Source organism: Nitrospirillum pindoramense, from assembly GCF_007827955.1.
GTDB lineage: Bacteria > Pseudomonadota > Alphaproteobacteria > Azospirillales > Azospirillaceae > Nitrospirillum > Nitrospirillum amazonense_B.
Genome location: NZ_VITR01000010.1, coordinates 158,855 through 175,560, shown reverse-complemented (window position 1 = coordinate 175,560; position 16,706 = coordinate 158,855). Strand labels below are relative to the sequence as shown.

Below are 16,706 nucleotides of genomic sequence, written 5' to 3'. Positions count from 1 at the left end.
AGTTGAGTACGGATGGGCCGGTCTTTGCCGCCAGCTCCACCCCTGACTGATGGCCGGCCCTGTCGTCGGGCTCGTGCCATTTCCATTTTCTACCGCCCGGTCCCCAGATGTCCAGTGGCTTGGCTGTGTCAACACCGGGTGGCGGGGATGGCGGATATCAGACGGTATCCGCCACCATGCGCGTAGTGGCCGGGTCGCGACGGTAGACCATGAGGACCGACAGCAAGCCGCAGAGGGCGGCGGCGGCCATCCACAAACCGGGTGCCGCCTTGTCCCCCGTCACCTCGATCAACCAGGTGGACACCAGGGGCGTGAAGCCGCCGAACAGCGCCGTGGCCAGGCTATAGGCCAGCGAGAACCCCACCGTCCGTACCTCCGGCGGCATCACCTCCGTCAGCGTCACCAGGGCCGCCGCGTTATAGCTGGCATAGAGGAAGGACAGCCACAGCTCCGCGATCAGCATGGTGCCGAAGCTGACATCGTGGACCAGCCAACTCAGCACCGGATAGGCGGTCAGCATGGCCAGGATGGTGAAGGTCATCAGCAGGGGCCGGCGTCCGACCTTGTCGGACAGCGCGCCCATCACGGGCAGCCAGATGAAATTGGACAGGCCGACGCAGAAGGTCAGCAGCAGGCTGTCGCCGGCCCCTAGCTTCAGCACGCTCTTGCCATAGGTCGGGGCATAGACGGTGATGAGGTAGAACGAGACCGTGGTCATGACCACCATCATCATGCCCGCCAGCACCAGCCGCCAGTTGGCGGCGATGGACAGGACGCTTTCCCGGAAGCTGGGATGATGCGCGCGGGCTTTGAATGCCGCCGTTTCCTGCAAGGACCGGCGGATGACGAAGATCACCGGCACGATCAGGCAGCCGATGAAGAAGGGGATGCGCCAGGCCCAGTCATGGACCTGTTGCGCCGGCAGAATTTGGTTCAGGCCATAGCCGATGAGGGCCGCGGCCATGATCGCCGCCTGTTGGCTGGCGGATTGCCAACTGACGTAGAACCCCTTGGTGTCGGGCGTCGCCATCTCCGCCAGATAGACCGAGACGCCGCCCATCTCCACCCCGGCGGAAAAGCCCTGCAGCAGGCGGCCGATCAGCACCAGGGCGGGGGCCAGCAGCCCGATGCTGGCGTAGCCGGGCACGAAGGCGATCAGCACCGTGCCCAGCGCCATGATGGCCAGCGTCAGCACCAGGCCCTTGCTACGACCGATCCGGTCGATATAGCTGCCCAGGATGACCGCGCCCACCGGCCGCATCAGGAACCCCGCCCCGAAGGTGGCGAAGGTCAGCATCAGCGACGCGGTGTCGTTCCCACTGGGGAAGAATGTGGTCGCGATGTAGGGCGCGTAGAAGCCGTAAAGGAAGAAATCGAACATTTCCAGGAAGTTGCCGCTCGTCACGCGCAACACGGTGGCCAGCCTGGACGGCTGTTTCAGGGTGGAACCTGGCATGGGGGAACCTCAGCGACCGGCTGTGTTGGCGGGCACTAGCCCGGATTTGACGATCAGGGGTGCCGCCTCCGGCGACGACAGGAAGGCGATCAGCTCCTCGGCCGCCACCTTGTCGCGGGTCCCGGCGGCGATGCCGATGGAAAACGGCGTCACCTTCTGGGCGTCATCGGGCAGAGGCCCGACGATATCGATGCCGGACAACGGCAATAACTCGCTGATCTGTTGGAAGCCGATCTCCGCCTCGCCGCGGGCGACCACGGCGCCGACCGGTTCCGCCGGGATCATCCGCGCCTTGCCCTTCATGGCGTCGGCGATGCCCAGGCGCTCGAACAGGACCGTGGACAGGAAGACACCGCTGGCGCTGTCCGAATAGGCGATGGACTTGGCGTCCAGCAGCACCTTTTTCAAAGCCGCGACGGTGGAAATGTCCGGGTGCGGAGCGCCCGCCTTGACGGCCATGCCGATCTTGGACAGGGCCAGAACCCGGTGATCGACATCCATCAACTCCCCTTCCCGCACCAGCTTGTCCAGGCTGTCGCCCACCATGATGACGACGTCGATATCCTGGTGCTGGCGCAGTCGATTGGGGATGGCCTGTGGCGTATCACCCATGGAGGGGCCCCACACGGAAACCAGCGTGTGCCCGGTGCGCTTTTCAAACTCGGGCGCCAGCGCCTTGTATGCGGCGGCAAAGCCACCGGAACTGGCCACGTGCAGGTCCGCCGCGCCGGCCGGCAAAGGTGACGCCAGCAACAGCAGGGCGAGCGTGCGCGAAATGACGCCGCCCGTTGAACGGGGGTCACTTCCGGTCATTTCCGTTTCCTCCGGTTTTTACTCTCCAAGCCATTGTGCGATGGCCTCCGGTGGACGGGAATTGCATTTATCTTCTCAATTGATAACTATGCCGTATCAATTGGGGGTGCCATGCGGCTGGATTTCGAATTCGGGGAGGTGCTGGCCTTCGTCACCGTGGCGCAGACCCTGAACTTCCGCGCGGCGGCGGATCGGCTGTACATCTCCCAACCCGCCCTGAGCCGGCGGATCGAAAAGCTGGAGGCGGCGCTGGACATGCGCCTGCTGGAACGCACCACGCGCAAGGTGGAATTGACGGATGCCGGCCGGCAGTTCCTGAACCACGCCGTTGTCATTCTGGAGGAACTGGACCTGGCGCGTGCCAGCATGGTGGAGCGCGCCAGCAGGGCCAAGCAGTTGGTGACGGTGGCCTGCGTGCCCTCCGTGGCCAACCACGTCTTGCCGGAAATCCTGCGTCTCTACGCGGGAACCCATGCGGGCGTGCGCATCCGCGTCATCGACGAAAGCGCCGGCAAGGTGCTGGACGCGGTGTTGGAGGGCGAGGCCGATATCGGCATCAGCTTCCTGGGGGCCCAGAACGCGGATATCGACTTCACGCCCATCCGCAGCGAACCCTATGTGCTGGCCGTCCGGCGGGACCATCCGCTGGCGGTCACGACGACGGCCCGCTGGGCTGACCTGGAGAGGGAACGCCTGATCGCCGTGTCACTGAACAGCGGCAACCGGGTGCTGATCGAAAACGTGTTGGCCAGCCTGCCGCGCCGCCCCACCATCCATTATGAAGCCAACCATGTCGCCGGGGCGCTGGGGCTGGTATCCGCCGGGCTGGGGGTCGCGGTGCTACCCGGCTTGGCCCTGGCCAATGACACCTATCCCGGCCTGGTTGGCTTGCCGATGCGGGAACCGGAGCTGAGCCGCACCCTGGGCCTGCTCAGCCGGGCCGGGGCCCGGCTGAGCCAGGCCGCCACCGCGCTTCACGACCTGGTGTTGCAAAAGATCGCCGAATAGCCGAGCCTCATCCCGCCTTGGCCAGCAGAGCGCGGCCGGCGCGGCTGGCGTTGGGGCGGCCGATGGCGTCGGAGATCCAGCCACCGATAGTGGCAAGCGCATCCAGATCCACGCCGGTGGACAGGCCCTGACCTTCCAGCATGTAGACCACGTCCTCCGTCGCCACGTTGCCGGTGGCACCCTTGGCATAGGGGCAGCCGCCCAGGCCCGCGACCGAGCTGTCGATGACGCGGATCCCCTCATCCAGGCAGGCCAGCAGGTTGGCCAGCGCCTGGCCATAGGTGTCGTGGAAATGCGCGGCCAGTTGGGCCACCGGCACCTCTTCCGCCACGCGGCGGACCAGGGCGGCGGCCTTGCCCGGTGTGCCCACGCCGATGGTGTCGCCCAGCGAGATTTCGGCGCAGCCCAATTCCACCAGCCGGGCCGACACCTCCGCCACCTTGGCGGGGTCGATCTCGCCCTCATACGGGCAGCCCAGCACGCAGGAGACATAGCCGCGCACGGCGATGCCGTTGTCGCGGGCCAGGCGCGCCACGGGGGCGAAGCGGTCCAGGCTTTCCGCGATGGAGCAATTGATGTTGCGTTGGGAGAAGGCCTCCGACGCGGCGGCGAAGACGGCGATTTCCGTCACGCCCGCCGCCAGCGCCTGGGTCAAGCCGCGCTCATTGGGCACCAGCACGGGATAGCTGACACCCGCCCGCCGCTGGATGCGGCCCAGCACTTCGGCCGTGTCCGCCATCTGCGGCACCCATTTGGGGGAGACGAAGGCCCCCGCCTCCACCACCGTCAGGCCGGTGGCCGACAGCCGGTTGATCAGGGCCACCTTGGTGTCGGTGGGCACCAGGGCGGCCTCGTTCTGCAGACCGTCGCGGGGGCCGACCTCAACGATCCTCACGGCGGCGCTCATGCCTCGTCTCCCGTCACGATGATCAATTCGGCGCCGTCCGGCACCTGGTCACCGATGGCGTAGCGCACGGACTCCACCGTACCGGGGCCTTGCGCCTTGATGGTGTGTTCCATCTTCATGGCCTCCAGCACCACCAGGGCCTGCCCCTTCTCCACCCGGTCGCCCGTCGCCACCAGCACGGCGATCACCTTGCCCGGCATGGGCGCCACCAGGCGCCCGCCGCCGCCGGCATCGACCATGCCGACATCCAGCGGGTCGATGAGGGTGAGGCGGTGGTGCCGGCCGGGACGGAACAGGTCCAGCTCCCGCCCCCGGCGTGACCAGCCGGCCGTCAGCCGGCGTCCGCCGACCTCGGCCACCAGCCGGTGGCCCCCATGAGCGTTATCGGGCTCGAAGCGGGCATGGCCCGTCAGTTCCTCGCCTGTGGGCAAGGTGATGTCGAAACCGCCATCGCGCCGGCGGCAGGCCCGCACTTCCTGCGGTTCGCCGCCCTCGTGGCTGGTGGCGAAGGCCAGAACCTCCGGCACGGCGTCGTTCAGGCGCCAGCTATCGCCAGTGGCCCAGGGGCTCCACGGGTCCTTGGTCCGGGCGGCGGCGGCCACCGTCTCCGCCTTGCGCTCCAGCAGCACGCCCAGGGCTGCCAGCGCCAGGACGTCGCCCGCGGGGGCGGCCGGCGGGGGCAGCAGGTCGGCCTGGTGGCGCTCGATGAAACGCGTGTCCAGGTCAGCCGCCAGGAAGCCGGGATGGCCGGCGATGGCCGCCAGGAACGGAATGTTGGCCGACAGGCCACCCACCTCGGTTTCCGCCAGCGCCTGGCGCAGGCGCCGGACCGCCGCCGGACGGTCCACGTCCCAGACGATCAGCTTGGCGATCATGGGGTCGTAATGGATGGAGATGGCGTCGCCCTGGCGCACGCCCGTATCCACGCGCACATGCGAGCCCGTTTCCGGGAAACGCAGGTGCGACAGGGTGCCGGTCTGCGGCAGGAAGCCCTTGTCCGGGTCCTCGGCATAGAGGCGCACCTCGATGGCGTGGCCGTTCACCGCCAGCTCATTTTGGCTCAGCGGCAGGGCGCCGCCGGCCGCCACCCGCAGTTGCCATTCCACAAGATCCTGGCCGGTGATGTATTCCGTCACCGGATGTTCCACCTGCAGGCGGGTGTTCATCTCCATAAAGTAGAAGCGGCCGTCACCGCCCGTCTCCACCGGGTCCAGCAGGAATTCCACCGTGCCGGCACCGACATAGCCGATGGCCTTGGCCGCCGCCACGGCCGCCGCCCCCATTTCCTGCCGCAGGTCCAGCGGCAGGTTGGGCGCCGGCGCCTCCTCCACCACCTTCTGGTGGCGGCGCTGGATGGAGCAGTCACGCTCGAACAGGTAGACGCAGTTGCCATGGCTGTCGGCGAACACCTGGATTTCCACATGGCGCGGGCGGCCCAGGTACTTCTCGATCAGCACCCGGTCATTGCCGAAGGCGGCCTGCGCCTCGCGCTTGGCGGAGGCCAGCTGCTCGTGGAAGTCTTCCGCCGAGGTGGCGACCTTCATGCCCTTGCCGCCGCCGCCGGCCGAGGCCTTGATCAGCACGGGGAAGCCGATGCGGGCCGCCTCCGCCGCCAGCACGCCGCTGTTCTGCTCCTCCCCATGGTATCCGGGCACCAGGGGCACGCCGGCGGTTTCCATCAGGGCCTTGGCCTCGGACTTGCCACCCATGGCGCGGATGGCGCTGGCCGGCGGGCCGACGAAGATCAGGTCTGCGGCGGCGCAAGCCTCGGCGAAGCCGGCGTTTTCCGACAGGAAGCCGTAACCCGGGTGGATGGCCTGCGCCCCGGTCCGGGCCGCCGCGTCCAGGATGGCGTCCATGCGCAGATAGCTGTCGCGGGCGGGCGCCGCGCCGATGCGCACCGCCTCATCCGCCAGCGTCACATGCAGGGCATCGGCGTCGGCGTCGGAATAGACGGCCACGGTGCGAATGCCCAGGCGGCGCGCGGTGCGGATGATGCGGCAGGCGATTTCGCCGCGGTTGGCGATCAGCAGCGTCTCGATCATCACTTGTCCCCTGCAGGCTGGACCCAGGCGGCCTTGCGCTTTTCCAGGAAGGCGGCGACACCCTCCCGGCCTTCGTCACTGGCACGGATCAGGGCGATGCGCTCCGCCGTGTCGCTGATCAGGTCGTCGGTCACCGGCCGGTTGGCGCAGTCGAAAACCAGGGCCTTGGCCGCCGTCTGGGCGGCGGGTCCCCCCTCGCCCAGGCGCTTCAGCAGCGTGGCCACGGCGCCGTCCAACTGGTCGGCCGGCACCACCTGATGCACTAGGCCCAGGGCCTGGGCCTCCGCCGCGCTGAACCGCTCCGCCGTCAGGAAATAGCGGCGGCAGGCGCGCTCCCCCATGGCGGCCACGACATAGGGGCCGATGGTGGCGGGGATCAGGCCCAGCTTGACCTCCGACAGGCAGAAGGCGGCCCCCTCGGCCGCGACGGCGATGTCGCAGCAGGCGACCAGGCCCACGCCACCGCCGAATGCCGCGCCGTGAACCACCGCGATGGTGGGCTTAGGCACCCGGTTCAGGGTGCGCAACATGGTCGCCAAGGCCAGCGCGTCGGCATGGTTCTGGTCCCGGCTGTAGCCCGCCATGCGCCGCATCCAGTCGAGGTCCGCGCCGGCGGAGAAGCTGGGGCCGTTGCCCTTCAGCAGGATGGCGCGTACCTCCGGGTCGGCGCCCAACTGCCCGAACAACTGGGTCAGTTCGGCGATCACGCCCTCGTTGAAGGCGTTGTGCAGGGCCGGCCGGTCCAGGGTGACGGTGGCGATTCCGGTTTGATCCACTGTGGCAAGAACATCGGTCATGGTCTTGATCTCACATCCGGAAGACGCCGTAGGTGGTGGGCTCCACCCTATTGGCGTCAGGGGCCGCGTTGAGGGCGGCGGAGAGGGACAGCGCCAGCACCATGCGCGTCTCGGCCGGGTCGATGATGCCGTCGTCCCACAGGCGGGCGCTGGCATAATAGGGATGGCCCTGGTGTTCGTACTGGGCGCGGATGGGGGCCTTGAACGCCTCCTCCTCCTCCGCGCTCCAGCTCTTGCCCTGGGCTTCCAGGCCGTCACGCTTCACGGTGGCCAGCACGCCGGCGGCCTGCTCCCCGCCCATGACGCTGATGCGGGCGTTGGGCCACATGTAGAGGAAGCGCGGGGAATAGCCCCGGCCGCACATGCCGTAATTGCCGGCGCCGAAGCTGCCGCCGACGATGACGGTGAACTTGGGCACCTTGGCGCAGGCCACCGCCGTCACCAGCTTGGCGCCATCCTTGGCGATGCCGGCGTTCTCATACTTCTGCCCGACCATGAAGCCGGTGATGTTCTGCAGGAAGATCAGCGGGATGCCGCGCTGATTGCACAGCTCGATGAAGTGCGCGCCCTTGAGCGCGCTTTCCGAGAACAGGATGCCGTTGTTGGCGATGATGCCGACGGGATAGCCCCACAGGTGGGCGAAGCCACAGACCAGCGTGGTGCCGTACAACTGCTTGAACTCATCGAACTCCGACCCGTCGACCAGGCGGGCGATGATTTCGCGCACGTCGAAGGGCTTGCGGCTATCGGTGGGGATGATGCCGTAGATTTCCTCGGCGGCGTACTTGGGGGCCGCCGGTTCGCGCAGGGCCAGGGCCGGCGCCTTCACCCGGTTCAGATTGCCGACGATGCGCCGGGCGATGGCCAGGGCGTGGGCATCGTTCTGGGCCAGATGGTCAGTGACGCCGCTGGTGCGGCTATGCACGTCGGCGCCGCCCAGATCCTCGGCGCTCACCACCTCACCGGTGGCGGCCTTCACCAGCGGCGGGCCGCCCAGGAAGATGGTGCCCTGGTTGCGAACGATGATGGACTCGTCCGCCATGGCGGGAACGTAGGCGCCACCGGCGGTGCAACTGCCCATGACCACGGCGATCTGGGGGATGCCGGCGGCCGACATGGTGGCTTGGTTGTAGAAGATGCGGCCGAAATGGTCGCGGTCGGGGAACACTTCATCCTGATTGGGCAGGTTGGCGCCGCCGCTGTCCACCAGATAGACGCAGGGCAGGTTGTTCTCCCGCGCGATCTCCTGCGCCCGCAGGTGCTTCTTCACCGTCAGGGGGTAGTAGGTGCCGCCCTTGACCGTGGCATCGTTGGCCACCACCACGCATTCGGTGCCGGAGACGCGGCCGATGCCGGTCAGGATGCCGGCCGCCGGCACCACATCGTCATAGACGCCGTGCGCGGCCAGTTGCGAGAACTCCAGCCAGGGGCTGCCCGGGTCCAGCAGGTGGCGCACCCGGTCGCGGGGCAGCAGCTTGCCGCGCGCCAGGTGCTTGGCCCGCGCCTTCTCGCCCCCGCCCTGCTTGATGCCGGTGACGGTGGTGTGCAGGTCGTTGACGAGGGCGCGCATGGCCGCCGCGTTGTCGGCGAAGGCGGCGGCGCGGGTGTCGATCTGGGAAATCAGCTGGGGCATGACGCGGGTGTTCCCCCTTGGTGCCAGGCAGGATGGTCAGCGGACCGGAGCGGTGATAACCGGGGTGGTGATCAAGACGCGCTTTCGCGGAACAGTTCCCGGCCGATCAGCATGCGGCGGATCTCAGAGGTGCCGGCGCCGATCTCATACAGCTTGGCGTCGCGCAGCAGGCGGCCGGTGGCGTATTCGTTGATGTAGCCGTTGCCGCCCAGGACCTGGATGGCGTCCAGCGCGCACTTGGTGGCGCTTTCCGCCGCCAGCAGGATGGCCCCGGCCGCGTCCTTGCGGGTGATCTTCCTGGCGTCGGCCGCGCGGCCGACGGCGTAAACATAGGCGCGGGCCGAATTGAGCGCCACGTACATGTCTGCGACCTTGCCCTGGATGAACTGGAACTCCCCGATGGCCTGGCCGAACTGCTCCCGATCATGGATGTAGGGCACGACCACGTCCAGGCAGGCCTGCATGATGCCCAGGGGCCCGGCGGCCAGCACGGCGCGCTCATAGTCCAGGCCGCTCATCAGCACGCGGACACCGCCGCCCACCTGGCCCAGGATGCTCTCCTCCGGCACCTCGCAGTCCTCGAACACCAATTCGCCGGTGTGGCTGCCACGCATGCCCAGCTTGTCCAGCTTCTGCGCGCAGGAGAAACCCTTGAAGCCCTTCTCGATCAGGAAGGCGGTGATGCCCTTGGGGCCCGCCGTCACGTCGGTCTTGGCATAGACCACCAGGGTGTCGGCGTCGGGGCCGTTGGTGATCCACATCTTGGTGCCGTTCAGGACGTAACGGTCGCCCTTGCGCTCCGCCCGTAGCTTCATGGACACGACGTCGGACCCGGCGCCGGGCTCACTCATGGCCAGGGCGCCGACATGCTCACCCGAGATCAGCTTGGGCAGGTAGCGGGCCTTCTGCTCGGGTCGGCCGTTCAGGCGGATCTGGTTGACGCACAGGTTGGAATGGGCGCCGTAGCTGAGGCCCACGGAGGCGGAGGCGCGGCTGATCTCCTCCATCGCCACCATGTGCTCGACATAGCCCATGGCCGCCCCGCCGTACTCCTCCTCCGCCGTCACGCCCAGCACGCCCAGGTCACCCAGCTTGCGCCACAGGTCCATGGGGAACTGGTCGGTGCGGTCGATCTCCGCCGCGCGGGGGGCGATCTCCGCCGCCGAGAAGGACGCCACGGCGTCGCGCAGCATGTCGGCGGTTTCGCCGAGACCAAAATCCATGGTGGGGAACGCGGCGGAGATCGACATGGCGGGCTTGTCCTCCCTCGGGGAATGTGAGATTGCTTATTTACAAACGGTCATACGTTTCTTTCGGGCGGGCCGCAAGGGTGATTTAGGGACCAAATGGGGCGTGATCTTGACGGCCGCCAGCGGCGGGCTGAAAAGTCGCGGGCGCCGGCGGCCCTAAGCCCCGGAAACATCAGGAATTGGAATTTTCGGCATGGTGCGGACGGTGGGCTCACGCGGGCCCAAGACGATGGAGGCGATACGCGCGGCGGGCCTGCGCCTGATCCGGCAACATGGCTATGAGGCCATCACCCTGCGCCAGCTTGGGCAGGAGGTCGGCATCCAGCCGGGCTCGATGTACAACTACATCCAGTCCAAGCAGGAACTGCTGTTCATCCTCATCCGCGACCATATGGTGGCCCTGTCGGCCGAGGTGGCGACGGCGCTGGAGGGGGCGGCCGATCCCCTGGACCGGCTGCGGCGCTTCATCCGCTTCCACGTCTCCTACCACATCCGCCGCACGGACGAGGTGTTCATCGGTGGATCGGAACTGCGCAGCCTGGAGGGCGAGAACCGTACCGCCATCCTGGCCATGCGCCGCGATTATGAACGCCTGCTGGTCGCCATCCTGGAGGACGGCATGGAGGCCGGCCAATTCAAGCGCACCGACCCGCCCGTCACCGCCTACGCCATCCTGGCCATGCTGACCGGCGTGTGCACCTGGTACAACCCCGCCGGCCGCATGGGCGAGGAAGAACTGATCCGCCTGCACCAGGACATGATCCTGGGCGGGGTGCTGGTGTGAAGTGCAGGATGTTCCCTTAAGCAATCGCTCGCGCCCCAGAGAACATAGTGCTAAAATGATAGAAATCTATTTTTAAATTCAATTTTTGAGATATAATCTCCAGGCCGCATATCGGTATCGATGCGGAGAGGGCGTAGAAACAGTAACATTGAAAGCGTTATTTTTTGCCTTAGCGGAATTACTAAAAAAATGAGAGATTAACCATGGAAAATATTGATAAAAATGAAAATTGCGACAATGAAATGCAATTAGATATTCTTTACAGAGGAAAAATACCAAAAATAGCAGAGAAAATTAAGATATTTTCTCAATTTTCCATAGGCTTTTCTTTAATGGCTGTAATGTTATTAAAGGGATTTATTGAAATACTTCAAACATTTGAAATGATACCGCCACCATTATCAAATAATGGTTGCTTTATCGAGCGCGTTTATTCCCATTTCACTGGAATACACACCTTTAAATACATTGCCGCCGCCCTCGCTATTTCTGCTGGATTCGATCTAGGATACATGCTGTTCACAGATGGCCCCGATGAAGCACTAACCCCGCTATTACTCTGCATTTCATCGGCTGCGATCTACAATATATCCGCCAGCCCAGAAAAAAATTGGGAGGTTGGAATTTATGTCATCAGCATATTTGTTCTCATATGCTGTATGCACTTGTACAAAAAATGGGGACTTGAAAGGAAAAAATAAATGCTGTGTTATTTTCTGCAATATATTGAGATATTATCTACTCCGCTACACTAATCTCACCTGCCACGATACGCCGAACCGATCGCCTAACCAAGCGAAGCGGGGACCGAAGGGATAAGCTGCCAGCGGCATGAGGACGCCGCCACCTTCCGACAGGATGGCAAAGGCACGGTCCTTATTGTCGCGGGCAATATAAAGGGCGATGGCACACAGGCCTGCCCGGGCACGACCCGAAAGAACCACCTTCATTAGCGCGACGTGTCCGGCAGCGCCGCGATCTCCGCTTCAAGCTCATCACAGACATCATGCAGGTCGTAAACCCGGCCCGCGTCGATATCTGCGATGCCGTCCGCCAACGCCGTATCCAGTGCCGACAGGCGCCGTTCCCGCGCTTCAAGCAACCGAAGGCCGTCACGCACCACTTCGCTGGCGTTGTTGTAACGGCCGCTGTGCAGTTGCTGCTGGATGAATTCCTCGAAATGCCGGCCGAGGGTGTAGCTGCTGGGTATGGTTCACCTATCGCGATCACTCAAGGATAGTGCCGTTCCCAAAGGCGGACAATAGCCCCTCCATTATTGACGCCATCGATTATCGCTGGTTGCGGGATCTGCTTTTTCGCGCGGGTGCCTCGGTTCATCGCGGCTGACGGGGAAGGCTTACAGCGTCGGCGGCGTCGCCTCTAGGAAGCGCGCCACTTCCGCCGGGGTGCCCAGGGGCACCACCGCCTCGACCGGCATGCGGTGCAGGTAGATGGGCAGGCCCGCCCGGATGAGGTGGTTATAGAGCGGGGCGATGTACTTCTCCCCCTTCGCCATGTTGGCCGGGTCGGCGAAGAACTCGGCATAGGCGCGGGCGTAGAGGGTGAAGGAGGAGAACCAGTAGAGCCCGACGGTGGCGTCGTCGGAGATGCGCTCCTTCTCCCGCAGTTCCTGGATGCGGCCGGTCCCGTCAGCGCGCGCGAAGCTCCAGGCCGCGCCTGGCCCGGGGAAGCAGGGGACCCAGCCGTCGCCGCGTACCGCATCCGCCGGCAGATGCGCCGGATCGACATGGGTGTCGATGTTGTAGACCAGCATGGGCCGGTCCGGATGAGCCACCGCGTCCCGGGCCGACAGGGCACTGGTCGCCTGGCCGTCGGTCAGGGCATCCAGCTCGACCAGGGCCACGTCCTGGATGCCCAGGGCAGCGGCTTGCTCACCGATGAAGTCCTCCGCCCTGTCCTGGCGCAGGGCCACGAAGATGAAGGGCGAACCAGCCTCGATGAAAGAGCGCAGGCTGAGCATGGACCAGGCGAACAGCGAGCGGCCATGCGCCTCGATCCGGTACTTGGGCACGGTGTAGCCGGCGTCGCGGAAGCGCTGGCCCATGCCCGCCATGGTGATGATGACCGTGGGCGGGGGGACGGGGGTGGGCATGGGCGGCGTGCTCTCCTTCAAGCGCCTTTCCCGCCATGCCGCGCCTGGTCGATCTCATCCAGGATGGCGCGGGCGGTCAGGGCGAAGCCCAAGATCTTCTTCGGCACGTCGATGTGCAAGGGCGCCATGCTGATGAACAGCGACGCCTCGCACAGCCGGACCAGCAGCGGGTCGAAGCCCGCCTGGGCCAGGCGCTCGCGGAACAGCGCCTGCGCCCAGCCGCGTTCCCCGGCGTTGCTGGCCAGGGTCAGGCCCAGGTCGGCGCCCAGCGCCACTTCATACTGCCCGCTGTTGATGAAGTCGTAGCCGCCCAGGATGGAGTGGGACAGCTTGGCCAGGTCATAATAGGGGTCGGTGTGCAGCTCATCCGCCGACTCAACGCCGCGCGGATCGATGAAGCGCAGCAACTGCGTCGTCTTGGAATACAGGATGTTGGAGAAGCATAGGTCGCCGTGACCCACCACCAGCCGGTCGGCGGGAAACCGGTCCCGCAGGCTCTCATAGGCTGCCAGGTAACGATCCATCAGGGCGTCGATGCCGCCCACGGCCCGGGCCAGCAGGGGCGCCAGGTCGCCATAGGCCGGCAGGCTTTTCAGCAGGGCCACGCGCTCCACCACCTTGTCGCGGTAGAGGCGGTCCATCACCGCCCTGCCCTCCGGCCGGCCGACGCGGCGAGCCGGGCGCTGGGTGACGTAGCTGAACACCCGATCCAGGAACAGGCCGAACTCCGCCGGGGTCATGGTGCCATGCACCCACTGGATGCCCATGTCGGCGATCAGCAGGCGTTCCATGCGATAGCTGGCCGTGTCGCCGTCATCCTGGAAGTCGAAGGGCTGCACGAAGAAGATGCGCTGCTCCGCCGGCAGCAGCGTGTAATAGTCGAACTCCCGCCGCAGCTTGGCCCGGTCGCGTGAGCGTTTCACCAGGGTGTAGTCCGGCCCGTCGCTGATGGAGTTGAAGTGGCGGGCGTCGAAATTGTTGGCCAGAAATCCCACGAATTGCGCCGGGTCGCGCAGGTCGATCAGGCCGAGGTCGGCTTGGTCAGGCTGGGTGAAGTCCTTGCGTCGCCGGGCGACGAACTCGCGCAGGCGCCCCTGGGCCATCGCCGTCACGGCACCTTCGGCCAGGCGCTGCTCCACCAGCACCAGGCCGGTCCAGTCGGTGGCGCTGCGCACCGGCCAGGCCTGGTTGCCGCTGGCCTGGGCCAGGGTCTTCAGCATGCGCGTCAGATGTTCCCGCGGCCCCGCGGCGGCCAGGTTGGCGGGAAACAGCAGGAATTGGGTGGAGGCCGGGGCAGTGGCCGCCCGCTCCGCCGCCTCATCCAGCGCGGCCCGGCTGGACAGCACGACCGGCGGGGCCAGGCCCGCCTCCTGCGCCGCCTCCTGCACATGGCGCAGCAAGGTGCGCCGGCCATGGATCAGGCCGCCGAAACTGCCAACGCCGGTCATGCCGAGAATGTCGTCGGGGACCCGGCGGCTGTCATCGAACAGGATGGTCAAGCCCATCGCGGTCAAGCCCATTGGGGCCCCTCCTCAAATCCAGTGTCGCCAGCGTGTCCACCAATACACGGAACACGACGGGATACGACAACAATGCATGAAAAAGCGATGCACGGATTGTGCCATCGCCATGACCGACGGTGCTGGGATGATTTGACGTTTTCCACTCGACGGCGGTCCTCGGAGAGGTCGAATATCAGGGGGCTGCGAAGGCATCCCCTCTTCCAGACGGTTTAACCACGGCTTTCATTCCCCATCCTTGATCCGGATCGCACCCATGCCTGGCACCCCGACCCACATCCCGCCCGTCCCCGACGCCCTGAGCTGCCTGCATGCCGAAGGCCCGCGCCTGTCGCCGCTGGTCTGGGGCGCGTGGCGTTCCCGCGAGGGGGAAGAAACCGGCACCCCGGCAAAGCTTGCCCGCTTCCTGGACGGGTGCCTGGAACTGGGCATCACCAGCTTCGATCATGCCGACATTTACGGCGATTACGGGGCGGAGGCCCTGTTCGGCCAGGCGCTGAAGGAATGGGGCGGTAAACGCTCTTCCCTGCAACTGGTGACCAAGTGCGACATCGCCCTGCTGTCGCCCCAGCGGCCCAGCCATGTGGTGAAGCACTACAACACCTGCGGCGACCACATCACCGCCTCGGTGGAACAGTCGCTGCGCAACCTGGGCACGGATTACATCGACCTGCTGCTGCTGCACCGGCCGGATCCGCTGATGAACCCGGACAACACGGCCGACGCGCTGGACCGGCTGTTGCGGTCAGGCATGATCCGCCATATCGGCGTGTCCAACCATAACCCGTCGCAGGTGCGCCTGCTGCAGTCCCGGATGGCCCGGCCCCTGGTCACCAACCAGATCGAATTTTCCGTCACCACCCTGGCGCCCCTGTTCGACGGCACGCTGGACCAGGCGCTGGAACTGCGCATGCGTCCCATGGCCTGGTCACCGCTGGGCGGCGGCGGCCTGTTCACCGGCGCCACGGAGCAGGCGCGACGCACCCTGGCGGCGCTGGAGGCGGTGGGCGCGGAGATCGGGGTGAATGACCCCGGCACGGTGGCGTTGGCCTGGCTGATGCGCCATCCCTCGCGGCCGGTGCCGGTGCTGGGCACGACGCGCCTGGAGCGGGTGCGCACCTACACTCAGGCCGCCCATCTGAAGATGCAGCGCCAGCACTGGTTCCAGATTCTGGAGGCCAGCCAGGGCCACGAGGTACCCTGACCCCGCGCGGCCAGCCGCCGCTGGTGGCGGCTGGTGCCACTTGGCCAGGGTCCACCGGCGGTGGCCGGAAGTGTCGGGCGGATGTCCTTCCGCCCGGCGCCCGTCCCGCGGATACTGTCCCCATCGAAACCCCGGCATCGGGGCGGGATGGGGACGGGATTGGGGCGGGCATGACGCGGGCATCGGCGCTTATCGGCATCATCGGCTACGACGACGTCAACGCCCTGGACGTGACCGGCCCGGCCGAAGTCTTCGCCAACGCCGCCGACCTGGCGGAGGCCGGTCAGGCGGGGTCGCCGCACCACCGCCCCTACCGCGTCGTGCTGATCGGCGTGGCGGCGGGTGCCTTCACCAGCGAATCCGGCATCACTTTCACGCCGGCATACAGCCTGGCGGCCGGCGACGTGCCGGATTTGGACACGCTGATCATCGCGGGCGGCAAGGGCCTTCGGGAACCCACGACCAACGGGGCCGTCGCCCGGTGGCTGGTGGATAACGCCCATCGTTTCCGCCGGGTGGCCAGCGTCTGCACCGGCATTTACGGCCTGGCGGCCAGCGGCCTGATGGACGGCCGGCGGGTCACGACCCATTGGCGCCACGCGGCCGACCTGGCGCGCAAGTTTCCCGCGTTGCGCGTCTGCGACGACGCCTTGTTCCTGAAGGATGGGCCTTTCTACACGGCGGCGGGCGTCACCGCCGGCATCGACCTGGCGCTGTCGCTGGTGGAGGAGGATCACGGGCCGGCGCTGTCCCTGGCGACGGCCCGGGAACTGGTGGTGTTCGTGAAGCGTCCCGGCGGCCAGGCCCAATTCTCCGAGCCCCTGCGGTTCCAGAGCCGGGCGGCCGACCGGTTCGCCGACCTCTCGGCCTGGATGCTGGGCAATCTGGACCGCGACCTGTCGGTGGAGGAGTTGGCGACGCGGGTGAACCTCAGCCCCCGGCAGTTCCGGCGCCGCTTCACCGCTGCCCTGGGCCGTCCGCCTGCCGATTATGTCGCCGACCTGCGCCTGGGCGAGGCCTGCCGCCGCCTGGTGCAGCCAGGCGTGAGCGTGGAGACGCTGGCCACCGCCATCGGCTTCCGCAGCGCCGACGCCTTCCGCCGGGCCTTCCGCCAGCGCTACGGCGTGTCCCCCAGCCAGTACCAAGCCCATTTCTCCCCAGCCGGAGCAGGCTAAC

The 16,706-nt window shown here is 66.4% G+C and carries 16 protein-coding genes; 5 read left to right on the top strand and 11 right to left on the bottom strand.

Going from position 1 to position 16,706, the window contains the following annotated elements:
• Nucleotides 1–157 precede the first annotated feature (157 nt).
• Together tcuC and FBZ90_RS17700 are read right to left on the bottom strand one after the other, a co-directional pair.
• Nucleotides 158–1,456, bottom strand: a complete 1,299-nt coding sequence (tcuC, locus tag FBZ90_RS17705; RefSeq protein WP_145734128.1) for an MFS transporter — start codon at nt 1,454–1,456, stop codon at nt 158–160.
• A 9-nt stretch (nt 1,457–1,465) separates the two neighbouring features.
• The gene (locus FBZ90_RS17700; protein ID WP_145734126.1) at nt 1,466–2,269 is read right to left on the bottom strand and encodes a substrate-binding domain-containing protein; all 804 of its coding nucleotides are present in this window, start codon (nt 2,267–2,269) and stop codon (nt 1,466–1,468) included.
• A gap of 111 nt (nt 2,270–2,380) precedes the next feature.
• Here FBZ90_RS17700 and FBZ90_RS17695 point away from each other — a divergent pair, with 111 nt between their 5' ends.
• Complete coding sequence (locus FBZ90_RS17695; RefSeq protein ID WP_145734124.1) at nt 2,381–3,277, top strand: LysR family transcriptional regulator; 897 nt, start codon at nt 2,381–2,383, stop codon at nt 3,275–3,277.
• Between the two features lie 7 nt (nt 3,278–3,284).
• Here the strand turns inward: FBZ90_RS17695 and FBZ90_RS17690 are convergent, their stop codons facing one another.
• The 5 genes from FBZ90_RS17690 to FBZ90_RS17670 form a co-directional block, all read right to left on the bottom strand.
• Entirely contained in the window at nt 3,285–4,184 is a 900-nt protein-coding gene (locus tag FBZ90_RS17690; protein WP_145734121.1) for a hydroxymethylglutaryl-CoA lyase, read from the bottom strand.
• A complete protein-coding gene (locus tag FBZ90_RS17685; protein WP_145734120.1) occupies nt 4,181–6,229 on the bottom strand; it encodes an acetyl/propionyl/methylcrotonyl-CoA carboxylase subunit alpha in 2,049 nt (682 codons plus the stop codon). The genes FBZ90_RS17690 and FBZ90_RS17685 overlap by 4 nt, the downstream gene beginning before the upstream one ends.
• A complete protein-coding gene (locus FBZ90_RS17680; protein WP_145734119.1) occupies nt 6,229–7,026 on the bottom strand; it encodes an enoyl-CoA hydratase/isomerase family protein in 798 nt (265 codons plus the stop codon). The genes FBZ90_RS17685 and FBZ90_RS17680 overlap by 1 nt, the downstream gene beginning before the upstream one ends.
• A 10-nt stretch (nt 7,027–7,036) precedes the next feature.
• Complete coding sequence (locus FBZ90_RS17675; protein WP_145734117.1) at nt 7,037–8,659, bottom strand: carboxyl transferase domain-containing protein; 1,623 nt, start codon at nt 8,657–8,659, stop codon at nt 7,037–7,039.
• A 71-nt stretch (nt 8,660–8,730) separates the two neighbouring features.
• Nucleotides 8,731–9,909: an isovaleryl-CoA dehydrogenase gene (locus tag FBZ90_RS17670; RefSeq protein ID WP_145734115.1), complete on the bottom strand. Its 1,179-nt coding sequence runs from the start codon at nt 9,907–9,909 to the stop codon at nt 8,731–8,733.
• Between the two features lie 193 nt (nt 9,910–10,102).
• Here FBZ90_RS17670 and FBZ90_RS17665 point away from each other — a divergent pair, with 193 nt between their 5' ends.
• Together FBZ90_RS17665 and FBZ90_RS17660 are read left to right on the top strand one after the other, a co-directional pair.
• Nucleotides 10,103–10,693, top strand: a complete 591-nt coding sequence (locus FBZ90_RS17665) for a TetR/AcrR family transcriptional regulator (RefSeq protein ID WP_145734113.1) — start codon at nt 10,103–10,105, stop codon at nt 10,691–10,693.
• 203 nt (nt 10,694–10,896) lie between these two features.
• Nucleotides 10,897–11,394, top strand: coding sequence for a hypothetical protein (locus FBZ90_RS17660; RefSeq protein ID WP_145734111.1), 498 nt, complete (start codon nt 10,897–10,899; stop codon nt 11,392–11,394).
• A gap of 45 nt (nt 11,395–11,439) precedes the next feature.
• Here FBZ90_RS17660 and FBZ90_RS28845 read toward each other — a convergent pair whose 3' ends face one another.
• The 4 genes from FBZ90_RS28845 to FBZ90_RS17640 all read right to left on the bottom strand — a co-directional run bounded on the left by FBZ90_RS28845 (nt 11,440) and on the right by FBZ90_RS17640 (nt 14,326).
• Nucleotides 11,440–11,643, bottom strand: coding sequence for a VOC family protein (locus tag FBZ90_RS28845; protein WP_145734109.1), 204 nt, complete (start codon nt 11,641–11,643; stop codon nt 11,440–11,442).
• Complete coding sequence (locus FBZ90_RS17650; RefSeq protein WP_145734107.1) at nt 11,643–11,903, bottom strand: type II toxin-antitoxin system ParD family antitoxin; 261 nt, start codon at nt 11,901–11,903, stop codon at nt 11,643–11,645. The genes FBZ90_RS28845 and FBZ90_RS17650 overlap by 1 nt, the downstream gene beginning before the upstream one ends.
• Before the next feature lie 147 nt (nt 11,904–12,050).
• Complete coding sequence (locus FBZ90_RS17645) at nt 12,051–12,806, bottom strand: glycosyltransferase family 2 protein (RefSeq protein WP_145734105.1); 756 nt, start codon at nt 12,804–12,806, stop codon at nt 12,051–12,053.
• A gap of 17 nt (nt 12,807–12,823) precedes the next feature.
• Nucleotides 12,824–14,326: a capsular biosynthesis protein gene (locus FBZ90_RS17640; RefSeq protein WP_145734104.1), complete on the bottom strand. Its 1,503-nt coding sequence runs from the start codon at nt 14,324–14,326 to the stop codon at nt 12,824–12,826.
• A gap of 256 nt (nt 14,327–14,582) precedes the next feature.
• Here FBZ90_RS17640 and FBZ90_RS17635 point away from each other — a divergent pair, with 256 nt between their 5' ends.
• Nucleotides 14,583–15,530 carry an aldo/keto reductase gene (locus FBZ90_RS17635; protein ID WP_145734103.1) on the top strand — a complete coding sequence of 316 codons (948 nt, stop codon included), beginning with the start codon at nt 14,583–14,585 and terminating at the stop codon, nt 15,528–15,530.
• 170 nt (nt 15,531–15,700) lie between these two features.
• A complete protein-coding gene (locus FBZ90_RS17630) occupies nt 15,701–16,705 on the top strand; it encodes a GlxA family transcriptional regulator (protein WP_211102133.1) in 1,005 nt (334 codons plus the stop codon).
• Nucleotide 16,706: the final 1 nt, after the last annotated feature.

Coding starts and splice junctions, on each gene's coding strand:
- tcuC (WP_145734128.1), bottom strand. CDS start 1,456: ATGCCAGGTTCCACCCTGAAACAGCCGTCCAGGCTGGCCACCGTGTTG.
- FBZ90_RS17700 (WP_145734126.1), bottom strand. CDS start 2,269: ATGACCGGAAGTGACCCCCGTTCAACGGGCGGCGTCATTTCGCGCACG.
- FBZ90_RS17695 (WP_145734124.1), top strand. CDS start 2,381: ATGCGGCTGGATTTCGAATTCGGGGAGGTGCTGGCCTTCGTCACCGTG.
- FBZ90_RS17690 (WP_145734121.1), bottom strand. CDS start 4,184: ATGAGCGCCGCCGTGAGGATCGTTGAGGTCGGCCCCCGCGACGGTCTG.
- FBZ90_RS17685 (WP_145734120.1), bottom strand. CDS start 6,229: ATGATCGAGACGCTGCTGATCGCCAACCGCGGCGAAATCGCCTGCCGC.
- FBZ90_RS17680 (WP_145734119.1), bottom strand. CDS start 7,026: ATGACCGATGTTCTTGCCACAGTGGATCAAACCGGAATCGCCACCGTC.
- FBZ90_RS17675 (WP_145734117.1), bottom strand. CDS start 8,659: ATGCCCCAGCTGATTTCCCAGATCGACACCCGCGCCGCCGCCTTCGCC.
- FBZ90_RS17670 (WP_145734115.1), bottom strand. CDS start 9,909: ATGTCGATCTCCGCCGCGTTCCCCACCATGGATTTTGGTCTCGGCGAA.
- FBZ90_RS17665 (WP_145734113.1), top strand. CDS start 10,103: ATGGTGCGGACGGTGGGCTCACGCGGGCCCAAGACGATGGAGGCGATA.
- FBZ90_RS17660 (WP_145734111.1), top strand. CDS start 10,897: ATGGAAAATATTGATAAAAATGAAAATTGCGACAATGAAATGCAATTA.
- FBZ90_RS28845 (WP_145734109.1), bottom strand. CDS start 11,643: ATGAAGGTGGTTCTTTCGGGTCGTGCCCGGGCAGGCCTGTGTGCCATC.
- FBZ90_RS17645 (WP_145734105.1), bottom strand. CDS start 12,806: ATGCCCACCCCCGTCCCCCCGCCCACGGTCATCATCACCATGGCGGGC.
- FBZ90_RS17640 (WP_145734104.1), bottom strand. CDS start 14,326: ATGGGCTTGACCGCGATGGGCTTGACCATCCTGTTCGATGACAGCCGC.
- FBZ90_RS17635 (WP_145734103.1), top strand. CDS start 14,583: ATGCCTGGCACCCCGACCCACATCCCGCCCGTCCCCGACGCCCTGAGC.
- FBZ90_RS17630 (WP_211102133.1), top strand. CDS start 15,701: ATGACGCGGGCATCGGCGCTTATCGGCATCATCGGCTACGACGACGTC.